The 15,300-nt window shown below is 49.3% G+C and carries 12 protein-coding genes and 2 pseudogenes; 4 read left to right on the top strand and 10 right to left on the bottom strand.

All coding sequences use genetic code 11. The features are described from left to right. Positions 1 to 138: 138 nt before the first annotated feature. Positions 139 to 942 (top strand): glycosyltransferase family 2 protein, encoded by an 804-nt coding sequence (locus ACM1PF_RS12330; protein WP_416674867.1) that lies wholly within the window; start codon positions 139 to 141, stop codon positions 940 to 942. A gap of 173 nt (positions 943 to 1,115) precedes the next feature. Here ACM1PF_RS12330 and ACM1PF_RS12325 read toward each other — a convergent pair whose 3' ends face one another. From ACM1PF_RS12325 to apcA, 6 genes and pseudogenes are all read right to left on the bottom strand, one after another. Then, positions 1,116 to 2,210 carry a sensor histidine kinase gene (locus tag ACM1PF_RS12325; RefSeq protein ID WP_416674866.1) on the bottom strand — a complete coding sequence of 365 codons (1,095 nt, stop codon included), beginning with the start codon at positions 2,208 to 2,210 and terminating at the stop codon, positions 1,116 to 1,118. Positions 2,211 to 2,515: 305 nt separating this feature from the next. Beyond that, positions 2,516 to 4,095 (bottom strand): annotated as a pseudogene (locus ACM1PF_RS12320) (B12-binding domain-containing radical SAM protein). A gap of 176 nt (positions 4,096 to 4,271) precedes the next feature. Next, positions 4,272 to 5,429, bottom strand: a complete 1,158-nt coding sequence (locus tag ACM1PF_RS12315) for an FtsW/RodA/SpoVE family cell cycle protein (RefSeq protein ID WP_416674865.1) — start codon at positions 5,427 to 5,429, stop codon at positions 4,272 to 4,274. Between the two features lie 197 nt (positions 5,430 to 5,626). Then, positions 5,627 to 5,830 carry a phycobilisome linker polypeptide gene (locus ACM1PF_RS12310; RefSeq protein ID WP_416674863.1) on the bottom strand — a complete coding sequence of 68 codons (204 nt, stop codon included), beginning with the start codon at positions 5,828 to 5,830 and terminating at the stop codon, positions 5,627 to 5,629. Between the two features lie 291 nt (positions 5,831 to 6,121). Continuing rightward, positions 6,122 to 6,607 (bottom strand): allophycocyanin subunit beta, encoded by a 486-nt coding sequence (apcB, locus tag ACM1PF_RS12305; protein ID WP_416674862.1) that lies wholly within the window; start codon positions 6,605 to 6,607, stop codon positions 6,122 to 6,124. Between the two features lie 133 nt (positions 6,608 to 6,740). After that, positions 6,741 to 7,226 carry an allophycocyanin subunit alpha gene (gene apcA, locus ACM1PF_RS12300; RefSeq protein WP_106170825.1) on the bottom strand — a complete coding sequence of 162 codons (486 nt, stop codon included), beginning with the start codon at positions 7,224 to 7,226 and terminating at the stop codon, positions 6,741 to 6,743. Positions 7,227 to 7,797: 571 nt separating this feature from the next. Here apcA and ACM1PF_RS12295 point away from each other — a divergent pair. Next, positions 7,798 to 9,192, top strand: coding sequence for an ABC transporter substrate-binding protein (locus tag ACM1PF_RS12295; protein ID WP_416674860.1), 1,395 nt, complete (start codon positions 7,798 to 7,800; stop codon positions 9,190 to 9,192). 159 nt (positions 9,193 to 9,351) lie between these two features. Here ACM1PF_RS12295 and ACM1PF_RS12290 read toward each other — a convergent pair whose 3' ends face one another. Together ACM1PF_RS12290 and ACM1PF_RS12285 are read right to left on the bottom strand one after the other, a co-directional pair. Next, positions 9,352 to 9,699 (bottom strand): cupin domain-containing protein, encoded by a 348-nt coding sequence (locus ACM1PF_RS12290; protein WP_416674859.1) that lies wholly within the window; start codon positions 9,697 to 9,699, stop codon positions 9,352 to 9,354. A 96-nt stretch (positions 9,700 to 9,795) separates the two neighbouring features. Further along, positions 9,796 to 10,944 carry a baeRF3 domain-containing protein gene (locus ACM1PF_RS12285; RefSeq protein ID WP_416674857.1) on the bottom strand — a complete coding sequence of 383 codons (1,149 nt, stop codon included), beginning with the start codon at positions 10,942 to 10,944 and terminating at the stop codon, positions 9,796 to 9,798. A gap of 387 nt (positions 10,945 to 11,331) precedes the next feature. Here ACM1PF_RS12285 and ACM1PF_RS12280 point away from each other — a divergent pair, with 387 nt between their 5' ends. Together ACM1PF_RS12280 and uraH are read left to right on the top strand one after the other, a co-directional pair. Beyond that, positions 11,332 to 12,522, top strand: coding sequence for a Gfo/Idh/MocA family oxidoreductase (locus ACM1PF_RS12280; RefSeq protein WP_416674855.1), 1,191 nt, complete (start codon positions 11,332 to 11,334; stop codon positions 12,520 to 12,522). Between the two features lie 175 nt (positions 12,523 to 12,697). Further along, a complete protein-coding gene (gene uraH / locus ACM1PF_RS12275) occupies positions 12,698 to 13,060 on the top strand; it encodes a hydroxyisourate hydrolase (protein WP_416674853.1) in 363 nt (120 codons plus the stop codon). 233 nt (positions 13,061 to 13,293) lie between these two features. Here uraH and ACM1PF_RS12270 read toward each other — a convergent pair whose 3' ends face one another. Both ACM1PF_RS12270 and ACM1PF_RS12265 read right to left on the bottom strand, forming a co-directional pair. Then, positions 13,294 to 13,812, bottom strand: coding sequence for a hypothetical protein (locus ACM1PF_RS12270; RefSeq protein WP_416674851.1), 519 nt, complete (start codon positions 13,810 to 13,812; stop codon positions 13,294 to 13,296). A gap of 444 nt (positions 13,813 to 14,256) precedes the next feature. Next, positions 14,257 to 15,284 (bottom strand): annotated as a pseudogene (locus ACM1PF_RS12265) (IS5 family transposase). Positions 15,285 to 15,300 lie beyond the last annotated feature (16 nt).

Raw genomic sequence — 15,300 nt, 5'->3', positions numbered from 1 at the left:
AGGAGCAATAAGCTGGTAGGGCTATAATGTACGTCGTTGATCGAATCTATTGAAATTCGATCGGTGTTTGCATGGCATTCTCATCTTTTGAACATCCTGTTACATAACCATCGATTTTTAAGTCTTTAGGAGTCTTGCATGAAGTTAAGCGTAATTCTTCCCTGCTTTAACGGGGCGAAAACCATTGACGTGCAATTAAATGCCCTGGCCAGTCAACAGTGGTCTGGTGAATGGGAAGTGATTGTGGTTAACAATGGTTCAACGGATCATTCGATGGAGATTGTGGAACGCTACCGCGATCGCCTCCCTAATCTGCAAATTGTTGATGCCTACGAACCAGGGAAACCTCGCTTAGGTGTAGCCCATTCCGATAATGTTGGAGTTAAAGCCGCCACGGGAGATGCTTTTTGCTTTTGTGAATCAGATGACGAAGTATGCCCCGACTGGCTGGAAAAAATGGCAGATGCCCTATCTTGCTACGAATTTGTAGCTGGGCCCCTGGAATACACTCGACTTAATGAACCCTGGCTAGTTGCAGCGATTAATAACGGTCGCTGGAAACAATCAGAAAGACTCATGGATGATTTTACTGGCACTCCTCCCTATCTCCCCTTTGCATTTGGCTGCAACCTGGGAATGCGGCGATCGGTCTACGAAAAAGTTGGCGAATTTGATACATCCCTCTACGCAGCCTGGGATACAGATTATTGTTGGAAAGTGCAACTCGCCGGAATTCAGCTTCATTTTATTCCAGGACTTGTGGTGCATTATCGATTGCGGCATGAGCTAAAAGCCATATATCGGCAAGCTAGAAGTTGGGGTAAAGATTGGGCCCCCTGGCAACTCGTTACCGAGGTGAACCGTTTGGGTTCAATTATCTGCTTCAGGAAATTTGGGCCATTATTTTCAGTTTGGTTACTGTGGGGCCCAGGCTATATTTGATGCGGCTCTTTAATATTGGTCGAGGAAAAGGCGGATTTTCCCTATGGTGGTGGGGAATTGGCTACCAGTTGGGTTTTGTTGAAGGCATACTGGAGCAGGAATTTCCAAGGGTCGCAACCCGGTTCAAAAAACCCTGATTCTTCCCGATCGATTGGCATGAGAGGGGCAACAAGTTAAGCGATCGGCAAGGAAAACCGAAAGGTACTGCCTTGACCCAGAATACTTTCCGCCTCGATCGTGCCTCCCTGAAGTTCCACCAATCGCCGACAGATCGCTAACCCAACCCCTGTACCGCCCGAATTCCGATTCCGCGATCGATCGGCCCGCCAGAACCGCTCAAAGACGTGGGGCAGATCGGCTTCAGCAATGCCCTGTCCTGTATCGATCACTGCCACCCAGAGGCGAGCGTCTTCCTGGTGTACCTGTACCGTAATCGATCCAGCCGGGGTATAGCGCAGGGCATTGCCAATCAGGTTCACTAAAATCTGCTCGACCCGCTCTGGATCAGCCAGGACGGCTGAGGTGCCCGTGGGGTAATCCAGCGATATTTGGGGACTGTTTTCGGCCACAAGCTGATCGGAAAATTTCTGCACCACCGACAGCAGCAGGGGATACAAATCAAACGATCGCACATCAATGGGTAAATAACCAGCCTCCATTTTGGATAGCTCTTGCAGATTATTGACCAATCGCTGCATCCGCGAGACTTCGTTGGACAGACGCAAATAGATGTCGCTGGAAGGGTCGATCGTACCGTCTGCCAGTCCTTCCAGATAGCCCTTTAAGACCGTAAGGGGTGTGCGCAACTCGTGGGACAAATCCCCCACCAACTCTCGCCGTCGCTGTTCCACATCCTCCAGTCCGGCCGCCATCCGATTAAAGCTCGTCGCCAGTTGGTCTACTTCCGGAATTTCGCTGGTGGGAACCCGTTCGCCCAGATCACCCGCTGCAAACTTTTTGGTAATCTCCTCCATCTGAATCAACGGCTTGACAATCCGCTTGGTCACCAGATAGCTCAACCCCCCCGCTGCCGATGCCCCCACGACGACAGACCAGAAGGCCCCCTGGCTCCAGGCATCTTCAAAACTTTGCAACAACTGGGTTCGCACCTGCCGAACGCTGACTCCGCCCACTTCAATCTGGCGCAGATACACCACGAAGAATCGGGGAGAGGAAATTTTACCGATCGCCAGTAGGGTCAACAAGCCCACAATCATCACAATGACGTGGGACAAAAATAGCCGCTCCCGCAAACCCATTTTGGACATAGCGTTCCCCTACGGTTTCATTCACCATGTTAGAAGGTTTCGTTTTATCCTTCCTGTGATCAAATAACAAACCAGAACTTCAATTCGATCGGTGAATGAAATGCGTCAGCCTGAGATCGAGTAGCTGAAATCTCGTAGGTGGGCATTCCCTACCAGAAATCTCGTAGTGGATATTGCCCACCCACTTTAACTAGTACACTGCGGCTTGAATAGGCCTACCATCTGTAGGGCAGGCTTCTAGCCTGCGCGGGCAGGATGCCCGCTCTACGGTAGCTAAACTCACGCCAAGGTCTACTAGGCCCATCTTAACTAGATGTAAGGGCAACGGGTGCAGTTTTTGTTTCCTGGACTGCTTCCCGAGTTTGAAATTCTGCCAGTTGGGCTTCCACCTGATCGCGGACAATCTGCCGATATTCCATAAAGTGTTCGGCATGGGCGCAGACGGTGATGTAATGATCCCAAACGCCGGGATTGTGTTTGATGATGCTAAACAAATTGCGCCAGAACTTCCAGCGAGTACTGCGCTTCACCCCCTGCCGCCAGATCACGATCGCCAACGCCCGCAACTCAACCAGGCTGGGCATCGTAAAGGGAGCCTTACCGGGGAGGGGAGTCATGGGTAAAAAGTGGCGATAGACGCGATCGAGGAAGCGATGGGGATCGTACAGGGTGCAGAAGGCGTGGACATATTCCCTGGCAATGTCTTCTACTGGGCGCGTCGGCACAAAATTCATCAACGCCATCTGATTGCCATCGGTTTTGCTGCCCAGTAACCGCCCTTCTTTTCCAGCCGCTCCCAGAGGGCCGTGTGGGGTAAGGCTTGCAGAATACCAAACACCGCCGTGGGAATTGCCGTTTGCTCCACAAATTCAATAATCCGATCGCCTGCTCCCTGTTTTTCTCCATCAAAGCCAATGATGAATCCGGCCATCACCCGCAGTCCGGCCTTGTTGATCATCTGCACTGATTCCACCAGGGAATTTCGCGTGTTCTGGAACTTTTTCGTTAAAGCCAGGCTTTCAGCATCGGGGGTTTCAATGCCCAAAAAGACCGCATTGAAGTTACATTCCGTCATCAGTTGCATCAGTTCTGGATCTTGAGCCAGATCCACCGAAGCTTCTGTATTAAAGGTGAAGGGATACTGGTGATCTGCCATCCAGCCCTTCAACTCCTTCAGCAACAGTTTGACATTGCGCTTATTGCCAATGAAGTTATCATCCACCATGAACACGGCCCGTCGCCAGCCCAGTTCGTACAGCCGATCGAGTTCCGCAATTAACTGCTCAGGCGTTTTCGTCCGGGGTTTGCGACCGTACAGCACAATAATGTCGCAGAACTCACACTGAAACGGACAACCGCGAGAAAACTGCACCGACATGGAATCGTAGGCATCCAGCTCCAGCAAATCATACCGGGGTACAGGACTGACCGTGACATCCGGCTTTTCCCCATCTGCCCGGAACGTTCCCTGCAATGCTCCCCGTTCGATCGCCTCCACAAACCGAGGTAAGGTAATTTCCCCCTCATCCAGAATCAAATAATCTGCCCCTGCCTCCAGGGCATCTTCCGGCACCGAAGTTGGGTAGGGCCCACCCACTGCCACCCGTTTGCCTCGCCGCTTGCCTTCTCGGATCAGAGCCAGCATGTCCTGCTTCTGAACAATCATCGCCGACAGAATCACCACATCGGCCCACGCCCACTCTGCCTCCGTTACCTCCCGCACGTTATGATCTACCAGCTTAAATTCCCAGGTTTGGGGCAAGATGGCCGCAACGGTAATCAACCCCAGAGGCGGCAGTAAAACTTTGCGATCGACCAACTCCAGAATTTTCTCAAACGACCAGAACGTTTTAGGAAATCGAGGATAGAGCAAAAGTACCCGCATACACCACACCTAATATAGGAGAAACAAACGCGAAAGGTTAAGCAAAAAGATGAGAACCAACAAAAATGCACAGTCCTCTTAGCTTAATCCTGCGATCGGGATTTTGTCTCTTCCCAGGTGGACAGAATATTCGATGGTTCAGCGAAACAAATTTGATGCAGCCTATCAATTCCTCCTCACCCCTCACTCCTCAACTTCACCACATCCGCCCCACAATTCTCCCTGGCCACGCGGATGATCAACCCCGCCGAAGCGAGACTGGCGATCATGGAACTGCCGCCATAGCTAAATAGGGGGAAGGGCAAACCCGTGGTCGGCAATGCTCCGGTTGCCACCCCGATATTGAGGAGGGACTGTCCCACCATTAAGATCATCACGCCGATCGCCACCAGTTGATGCACCCGGTTTTTCGTCTTAATGGCCACCCGCAGCGCGATCGTGCCGTAGGTTGCCAGCAGAGCCATCAATAAAATGCAGCCGACGAATCCAAATTCTTCAGCGAAAACGGCAAAAATGAAGTCTGTATATTGAATCGGCAAGTAGAACAGCTTTTGTTGGGAAAGTCCAAAGCCGGTTCCCAGAAACCCGCCAGAACCGATCGCCAACAGGCTTTGAATCAGCTGATAGCCGTCCTGCCGCGGATCGGCCCAGGGATTGAGGAAGGAGATCAACCGTCGGCGCTGATAGGTTTTAATGCTGACGCTAACCACCGCTGCCATTACCCCCGTTCCCGCAGCAGTGAACAGGTAGGAAAAGGGTAATCCTGCCGCCACGGCGATCGACCAGAGCATCATGCCGCATAAAGCTGCCGTACTGAGGTTGGGCTGAAGCAGGATTGCCACCAGGGTCAGGACAAAAATCCCAATCCAGGAGAGGCGCGTTGTCCAGGTCAAATTTTCCCAGCGGCCAAAAATCCGGGCACTTTGCAGCACTAAAAAGGGTTTGATCAGTTCCGAAGGCTGAATGCCGATCGGGCCAATCACCAGCCAGCGGGTGGCTCCGTTTACCGTTGTTCCCATGCCGGGTAGCAACGTCATGATCACCAACCCCAGAATAATCAGCGTGATCCAGTTCGCTAACCCCAAAACGTAGCGCAGCGGGGAGTGAACGAGTAAATTAAAGCCAATTAATCCTAAGCAAATCCAGAGGATCTGAATCTTAAAGTAGTGTAATCCGTCTCCCAGACTGGCTTCAGCGATCGCATAGGAAGCAGAGAACAAAACCGCCAACCCCACAAACAACCACAAAAATGTGATCCAGTGTAGTAAGCGCGCTTCCAGGGCCCAGTCCTGAGTGGAAAGATTAAAAAACTTGAAAACGTTACGGACAGCCACGTGATTCCCGTATCAAGATTGCCCCATAACAGTAGCGCAAGTCGATTCAATTGAAGCGGTCAGTTTCAAAAATCCTCAAACTAAGAGGTTTACCAGGTTTAAGGATTCAACCGTGCAATATCCCCACTGCACTGTCCGAATCTCTAAACCTCGTAAACCTCATCTGAATATTCAGTTCACAAACGGATTGGTTTCGTCTATGCCAGACCTGCGTTCGTACCAGGCTTGCCCGTCGCCAGCTCAACCTTAACGATCGTGCCGCCCATTTTCTGAATCCGTTGCTGCTCCTTGAACCAGTTTTCGTAAGGAACCAGCTTAGTAAAGTAAGTATTTTGAAGCTCTCGCTGAGTGCGAATCCGGGTTTGGCTGGGCACGCAGGCTGTGACTTTGAACATTCTCATAGGTCGATCGCCCTCCTGTGTAACTGGAAAGTTCTTGTTGAATTGGGGTTTAACTAAAATTCGGGTAATGAATCGCCGTACAAATCGACTGCGTACAGATCCACTTACGGTAAGTCTGGGAGTCTAGAGTCAATCTTAGATCGTCATAGCCAACTGTATAAAGCCGCCACCAACCATCTAACACTCACTCTGGACTTCCCAGACCTGTAAAATCATGAGCTTTGAGCTTGAGCAACTTGGTCTGATTCAACTCAGTCCTCAGCACTCAGTCCTCAGCACTCAGTACACGGGTTAGCTCAAGCCAGAGGAAATATAGTCGAGGTAAACACCCATTTCCTTACCAGCATCTGCGCCTACCAGGCTAGCGGTGACTTCTTTCATCGCCTGAATTGCTTGCACCGTAGCAGAGATGGGCACACCCAGGGAGTTGTAGGTTTCCTTCAAACCGTTGAGAACGCGCTCATCCAGAATGGAAGGATCGCCAGCCAGCATAGCGTAGGTGCCGTAGCGGAGGTAGTAGTCGAGGTCGCGGATGCAGGCAGCATAGCGACGAGTCGTGTACATGTTTCCACCCGGACGAGTGATGTCAGAGTAGAGCAGGGACTTTGCAACTGCTTCTTTCACGATTTGAGAAGCGTTGGCACTGATAGTCGTTGCAGCCCGAACCCGCAGTTCACCGCTGGAGAAATAGCTCTTCAGCTTTTCCAGAGCAGCAACATCCAGGTATTTGCCCTGAACGTCAGCAGAGTTGATAACAGAAGTAATTGCGTCTTGCATGATTTCGTTTCCTTAAGTCTCGTGATTGTCTATCAGGCTAGGAGGTTATAGAAGTTCTGAATTCTTTGTCCCAAGGTTTGAGTGAAGCGAGTGGTTTAAACTCAGCACTCAGTCCTCAGCACTCAGTCCTCAATTAGCTCATTGCACCGATGACATAGTCGAAGTAAGAACCTGCTTCAGCAGCGTCTTCGCCAGACATCAGCGACACTGCCACGTTCTTCATGGCACGAACACCTTCTGCCACAGCATCAATTGGGGTGCCCAGAGACTTGTACATCTCACGTACGCCAACGATACCGATCTCTTCGATAGGAGTCACATCGCCGGATACCACACCGTAGGTGATCAGACGCAGGTAGTAATCGAGGTCACGCAGGCAAGTTGCAGTCATTTCTTCACCGTAGGCATTACCACCGGGAGAAACAACGTCAGGACGCTTCTGGAAGAGCTGATCACCAGCTTGCTTGACGATCCGCTCACGAGAATCAGTCAAGACTTGAGCAATCCGCAGACGACGCTCACCCGAAGTGACGAAGCTACGAATTTGATCCAATTCGCCAGGGCTCAAGTAGCGAGCCTCAGCATCAGCATTCACGATTGATTTCGTGACAACACTCATTGATGGATTCCTCCGAAAAGCAAAATATAACCAGAGATGATTAAACTGGCGTTCACCACTGAATGACCAAGCCTGAGAGGAGGCCGCAGTCTGCTGGTCTGATTGCCATTTTCAGCCAACTCCTGGTTTCAGCCAACTTTGACCTTTACAAACAATCTGGCAACACGATAATGGCTACCAGCTCTGCTTGGACGGTCTTAAACTCAGTCATCTTCCGCAAATATTTTCCGGCATTGAGTTCACACTCTTAGGCGATCCGCAATATTTTGTAATATTTTCCTCATTCAGGCAGATGCTCGATCGCTGGATTAGTTCCAGCAAAACCGGAGATTAGGGATGCTAAATCAGCGGGCGATCCCTTGGGTTTAAAGAGTTTGAGCACTCTGGTAAATGATTGAAGCGAGTCGATGCAGGTGAAGTATGATAAGGGTTCGAGTGCTTATTATTGAACGGATGGCTCAAAACGCAACGAAGTTTTAAGCCTATAAGACTCCTGGGGGAGCTGGTAAGACGCAGGAGGGGTTGGAGCGGTCTTAGTAACTTTCAATCTCATTTTCAAGGTGTTTTAGGTATGAATCACTCTAAATCTAAATCTAAGGCGGATTTGTCACCGGTTACATCTCGTTCAGAGCGACCTCATGTCCATTGGACAAAAACCCTAACTCAAGTAGCAGGACGGGGTGGGATGGTTGCCCTGCTTTTACTGGCGGCTGCCTGCGGCACGGGCACTCAAACCACAACGGAAACTCCGGCGGAGACGGGAACTGAAACCGCCAGTCGTGCAACCGGTGACGCGCTCAAATTGGGTTCGTTGTTGCCGATCACTGGAGATCTAGCCCAGTTCGGCACCACCATGCAAGACACAGCTCAGCTATTGATTGAAACCGCAAATGCCTGCGATGGCGTATTGGGACAATCGGTGCAGCTTGTTCCAGAAGATGATCAGACCGATCCAGCGGCTGGAGCGTCTGGGATGACGAAGCTGGCTGAAGTGGATCAAGTGGCAGGGGTGATTGGAGCGGCGGGAAGTGCGGTGTCCAGTGCCGCCGTTGATATTGCAGTCCGAAATCAAGTGGTGCAGATTTCTCCTTCTAGCACCAGTCCAGAGTTCACCGAGCGGGCGAAGGAAGGCGACTTTAATGGTTTTTGGTTCCGGACGGCTCCACCCGATACCTTTCAGGGAGATGCCCTGGCTCAACTGGCCAACGATCGCGGATTTGAGAATGTTGCGGTGATGGCCATCAACAACGACTACGGTAATGGGCTGGTTCAAGCCTTTACGACGGCCTTCACTGAAAATGGTGGCACTGTCACCAACGAAGCGAACCCGACACTCTATGCTGAAAATGCAACCACGTTTGATTCAGAGTTGAGTGCAGCTTTCAGCGGTAATCCAGATGCTGTGGTGTTGGTGGCTTACCCAGAAACGGGAAGTTTGATTCTGCGATCGGCCTACGAACAGGGTTTGCTGGATGGGGATACGCAAATCATCTTGACGGATGGGATGAAGACGGATGAACTGGGGGAATTGGTGGGGCAGTCGCCTGATGGAGAATACATTGTGGCAGGGGTAATTGGCACTGCTCCGAGTGCGGGTGGCCCCGGACTGGATGCCTTCAAGCAAGTCTATACCTCCCGCTTTAACCGCGATCCCAACGTGTTTGATCCCAATACATGGGATGCGGCAGCAGTCTTGCTATTGGCTGCAGAGGCCGCTCAGAACGGCACCGGCTCTGCGTTGAGAGATCAAATTCGTGAAGTGGCCAATCCTCCAGGACAGGAGGTCACGGATATTTGTGAAGCACTGGCTCTGGTGCGGGATGGACAAACCATTAACTATGAGGGGGCCAGCGGCAGCGTAGACTTCAATGATGAAGGGGATGTCGTGGGAGCCTACGATATTTGGACGATTACGGATGAAGGTCGTCTGGAAGTGGAATCAACGATCGAAGTGGGTGTCGATTAACCACCCGTTCGTTTAGCCAACTGTTCAGGCAACTGTTCAGGCAACTGTTCAGTCGATTGTTCAGACAAAGTCGATCACAAACGTAAAATCGCAAATGTAAAAAGGGGCAAAGCAATTTGCCCCTTAAATCTAATTCTCAAACCAGATTTTTCGATCGAGTTATACTGCATCCTCATCCCGACCATGTACTTCAGCCGGAGGACAGGTGGCTTCAACTGCAGTAAACGGTTCCAGAATTCTATAGGTATGGCTGGCTCCCTCTGGAACGACCCAGGAACTTCCCGGTTCGAGTAAAACCTTTTGTCCCTCCAGGTGGAGTTCAGCCCGCCCCTGAATCACATAGCCGATCGTTTCATAATCTCGCTGCGATTCTGGTTTGGGTTCACCGGGTTGTTCATTTTCCCATAGCCGCATTGAAACCTTAATACCGGAAGCCAAATATTTCTGTCCCATTTTTCCGGTTGGGGAAGTTTGGGAATTGACATTGATCACGCTTGTGTCTGACATATGGATTTCCTCAACTGAGAGTGTACTGCATCTGGCTTTGGCATCCAAAACCCCTGACGGATTTTCGGATATGGTTTTAATACCGGAAGACCGCTGCTAAAGGTGCCTGTTCCGGTACTTTGTCTGCTTCAACGGCGTAGACTGTTCCCCCGTCAGCAACGTTTGCAGGGCAGCCTCATTCAGCAGATCGTCATCACCGGGTTCTGCCTCTGCGTGAAGATCTAACTGATTGGCTTGGGGATCAAAATTGCCCCACTTCTGGGTATCAACTGAAACAAACAATTGATCAATCCGTCCGTAGTAAGCCGCTACGATCGTTTCCTTCAAATCCGTTGAAGTTTGGCCGGTGCCTGCGAGTTCGTGATAATGCTCGATCGCCGCCTGTCTGGATTGGGTGTAGTAAGGTTCTACCTGAGACCAGGCAGGTTCCAGCAAGTCTTCTGGCTTGATCACGCCAATATTCTCGATCGGAATAATTTCTGCCATCAAGTTGGCATAGGTGTTTGCTTCCTGATAAATGGGGAGAAGGTATTCCACACCTGCCAGTAGCAGCGGTGCCTTTTCGTCGTGCAAGTATTTCTGTAAGCCGCGATCGACAATATGGAAAAACTGAAGCAAGTCTTCCTGAGGGTTATCCTGATCTGGACTGCCCTGCCCGTGGAAGCTACCGGAATATCGGAAGGAGTTGCCTGTACTTCCTCTAGGACTACTCAAACGAAACTGACCTTCTTTCGCCGTTTCGTCGTACATTAATGCATCCTCCATGTTGGTCGGTATATCTTCCAACTCAATCTCATGGATGCTATGGCGAGTGCCCTCAAAGAAGCGAATTTGCTTTTGGCTCAGGGCTAAAAGATAAAATGTGCCATCCCCTGTTAGCAACGGCATCAGGGGTTTGAAGTGAAACCGATCCCCTGCAATAACCAACTCTTCGAACGACAGGGGCAAACAGTAATAACGGAAAAAGTTTTCTGAAACAAAAATTGCTAATCCTGAATTTTGATGTTGCCAAAAATCATTTTTATCCAGTGCTAAAGCAGGCTGTAGTAATTCTTTCACATCGGACTGCCGCAACCCATGCTGCTCCTGCAACAAAGATTCTGCCTGTCGGATGAGGTTCTTAAACCGAATTGGATTTTGCTGCACTTCAGAACCTGCTTGATAGGTCGGCATGTACAGCGAGATACAAGGCGATTTAGCTTGTTCCACCAAATTTTTGAGTTCTTCGATCGGCAATGTGCTCATAGCTTTACTGCAAAACGATAACGGCAAATTTATTGAAAAAGTGCAAGGTATGGTTTCATTCTAAGAAGTTATCCCGTCCGATTTCCTCCTCCTACAGTCAGGACAATCGAAAATTAAATTGAATTGCATGGATTGAGTTCCAAGACATTCGCTGATCGTGTTGAAATGCTAACAATCCTTGTGTTTTAAGGTATACCTTTTCCCGTAATGCTTGAATTCGCATCTTCCATCCCTGGCAGGAAGAGAAACGATCGCCAGTCCTTTAGACTGAATCATTACAGCTTCATCCTGTTTTTTCTCCATTAACTTCCATCTTCCTTTAGTTGCACATTGGTTAACAGAATGTGCAAGCTTGTCTGCTGTCTATTCCTAACTACGGGTGACCCAATGGCTAAATCATCGAATAAATCATCCAAATCTAAATCGTCCAAATCTAAAGCTTCTCCAGCTTCAACCCAGGATCAATCCAAAGAGCAAGCTACGATTCGTTATGCAGTAGTGGGTTTGGGTTGGTTCGCTCAAGAGGCAGCCCTCCCGGCCTTTGCCCATGCTGAAAATTCAGAACTTGTTGCCCTGGTTTCAGATGATGCGGAAAAGCGAAAACAGCTTGGTAAAACCTATGATATCGAGCAGACCTATTCCTATGAGGAATACGAAGATTGTTTGACCAGGGGTGATATTGATGCCGTTTATATTGCCTTACCCAATCATTTACACTGTGAATTTACGGTGAAAGCTGCGAATCAGGGTATTCATGTGTTGTGTGAAAAGCCAATGGCGATCACGGAAGAGGAGTGTGAAACCATGATCAAAGCAGCAAATGATAACGGTATTAAACTAATGATTGCCTATCGTTTACACCTGGAAGAGGCAAATCTTCAGGCGATCGAAACGGTGCGATCGGGACAAATTGGCGAACCTCGGATCTTCAATTCTGTATTTACACAGCAAGTGAAGGAAGGAAATATTCGCCTGCGGAAGGAAGTGGGAGGAGGCACCCTTGATGATATTGGGATCTATTGCATCAATGCCGCTCGCTATCTCTTTCAGGATGAACCGATCGAATTATTTGCGATGAGTGCCAACAACGGAGAGCCGCGCTTCGCTGAAGTAGAAGAAATGACCAGTGTCATTCTTCGCTTTCCTGAAGAACGGCTTGCTACTTTTACCTGTAGCTTTGGGGCCGCGCCAACCTCGACGTATCAAATCCTTGGCACAAAGGGCGATTTGAAGGTTGAGCCTGCCTATACCTGGCAAGGTTCCCTGACCCATACCCTAACGGTAGAGGGTGAATCGGAAGAACAGACCTTTGAGTCTGGGGATCAGCTAGCAGCAGAATTTACCTACTTCTCAAACTGCATTCTGAAGGATGAAGATCCAGAACCTTCTGGCACTGAAGGCTTAAACGATGTTCGGATTATTCGCGCTTTGTATGAGTCGATCGAAACTGGCAAACCTGTGGCGATCGGACAGTTAGAGTCAAAACCCCATCCCGATGCCACACAAAAGGTTAAACGCCCTCCCACCACCGACAAGCCTGACTTGGTTCACGCAGCTCCCCCTCCAGGGAAATCTTAATTCCGTTTCCTTTCTGTGGCACTTCCACGCCTTAGACTCCTGGATACTGTGACGGTGTTCAGGGGTTTTGCTTTGTTCCAGGCGGGTGGGTTAGCCCTGGTGAAAAGGCATTGGGAGCAGAATAATGATGCGATAGGATTAATGGGATTGAGGTTTGAGGAGTGAAGTTGCACCGATGGCAGGCAAATTGACAACACATGTATTAGACACCGCTCAGGGTTGTCCCGCTGCAAATATGACCATTGAATTATGGTCTGTTCAAGCTCAAACAGGTGAAAAAACGTTGCTGAAAACCATTCATACGAATGCAGATGGCCGCACCGATGTTCCTGTATTGTCTGAAGCAGAAATGCAGGTGGGAGTGTATGAACTGGTCTTTAGCGTAGGTGCATACTTTATTCAGCAAGCGGTCAAAACCGATGAGCCAGCCTTTCTCGATCGCATTCCCCTGCAGTTTGGGATTGCAGATACCCAGGCGCATTACCATGTTCCTCTGCTTGTTTCCCCCTGGGCTTACAGCACCTATCGTGGCAGCTAAAGCTTTAACCACCCTGTTGGATACCATCCTCTGTACGGTTACGTCTTGAGTTGGGACGAAACCGATCGTATAAAAAACCGATAAAAAACCCGATAGTTTCCTACCGGGCGAACAAACTGCTTAGGTATATCAGGTATATCTCAAGATATATAGCTCCTGGCTTTCTTCCATCCTCCGTTAGGGTGATCTCACAGCAATTCACGTAAAAAAATCAATTCAGCCAAACCTATCTATCAGGCACAAAAAAAGCTATGAAGAATAAATGGTGCCTCAGAGCTAAACTCGACCCTGGCAATATTGTCTTGGATCAGTTCCATAGAGTGTTGAGGAAAGAACTCATGGGTTGTTTGCCGTCCTTGGACATACTGCACTGTTCCGGCCCACTGTTCTGCGATCGGCTCATTTTCACGGTTTAACAGGGTTAATTTGACTCGTTGAGTAGCCGTTACGACCGCTCCCACCCATTTTCGTAACTGCTCAAACTGAACTGCAATGTTCGAGCAACCCACTTCTGGGACAAGAACGATCGTCTCCGGTTCAATCTGAAAAGCGGGATTAGATGGACGGAGGGCGATCGCCCCTTCAAAGCGAATTCCCCACCGTTGATACTGATCCTGAACAGATTCAAACACTTTTAAATCAGTAAAGTCCAATTGCAGGGGATCCGTAACTGGAAGACACGAAAAAGGCTGGTAAACAAACTTCTCATACTGAGTTTCATACAGGGGCAGGGTTTGGGGGGGAGTCCACATCTCAAAACACACTCAAATATAGAAAAAAATGTATTAACAACGATATGAGCCAGCATCCTGTCTGAGGATCACTGGTTCCCATAACCTCAGTGAGGTCTTGGTTCTCTCTATAAAGCGATACACAGTAGGTGCAGACTGTTCCGCAGGATTCTAGGGAGAATGTGTCAGTCAGGAAATTGGTTGGGCAAACGTTTTACTCCCAAACCTTTGATTTGGTTTGCAGTCCCGTCCTTTTGCTGGAAGCAGGGGGAGTAACGTACCCAAGTGAGATTTAATTTTTAAGTGCCGACAATCCAGAGGGAACCTCGATTAATTCATTTTGAGGTAAGATTGGGTCTCAAATGAGACAAAGAACAACGTTGTGCTGATAGTCATGCAATCAATTCTTCATTCCATGCAGCCAACAGAACACTCCAATGCACCCCTACGCTTCAATTTTCTGCCTCAGCAAGGACATTGAGTCTGTAAAAACGTGTAGCGTACAAAGTTGTAGGTCAAGTTTTTCAACCCTAGCGTTGCCTTCGCTCTCACTAGACCAATCGAACGGATGAGCTTGCCTCCCATCTGCATCGTCCACCGACCAAACACATGCTCGACTCTGGCACGAGTTTTGGATTTGTCACGATTGGATTGCTTTTGCGCCTCACTGAGGGGACGATTGCGATAAGCCCGTTCATGAATTTGGCTCTCAAAGCCCATTAGTTCTAAAGTCTCCTCAATGGCAGCACTGCGATAAGCACTGTCTGCCCAAATTTCATCACTCTGGTTGTCTTCATCGAGTAATGCTCCTAACACTTGAGAGTCATGCACTGAGGCATCTGTAACCGCATAACGACGAATCAAACCGTACGCTGCATCGATGCCAATGTGGTCTTTATAGCCGAAGTAACTCTTATCCCCCTTTTCGTCCAGCGCGCATCGGTGTCTTTTTGAGCGCGGCGATGCGGTTGATCTTGCCACTGTTGGGGGGTCTTGCCCTGCTTGATCTGCTCGTTTTCTTTGTCGCTGTTGTGTTGTTTGGGGACGGGAATCAGCGTCGCATCGACGATTTGTCCACCTTTAGCTGCATAGCCTTGCTCAACGAGATAGCCATCAAACTGCTCAAACACTGCTTCAATCAATCCTTGTTCACTCAGTTGTTTGCGAAACAGCCATACCGTTGTGGCATCGGGAACTTCATCGGCTAAGCCAAAGCCCATGAATTGCATGAACGATAGTCGGTCGCTCACCTGATACTCTAATTCTTCGTCGCTAATGTTGTACAACTGTTGCAGCACCAACAACTTAAACATGACGACGACATCCATTGCTTTACGACCCGCGTTGCTCTTGCGAGGTTTATTATGAATTTTCTCTAGAGTCGGGCGGAACTCCTGCCAGGGAATAATTTGATCGAGCCTCATCAGTAAATCTTTTTTCTGGTTCAATTTGCTCTGACGTTTTTCCCACTCCCAAACTCCAGTTTGGCTCATTGTTCCCTGCTCCGTT

Source organism: Egbenema bharatensis FJBBOT/2019 (assembly GCF_048077055.1).
GTDB classification, from domain to species: Bacteria; Cyanobacteriota; Cyanobacteriia; order Elainellales; family Elainellaceae; genus Egbenema; species Egbenema bharatensis.
This window is presented reverse-complemented; position numbering and strand designations above follow the sequence as displayed.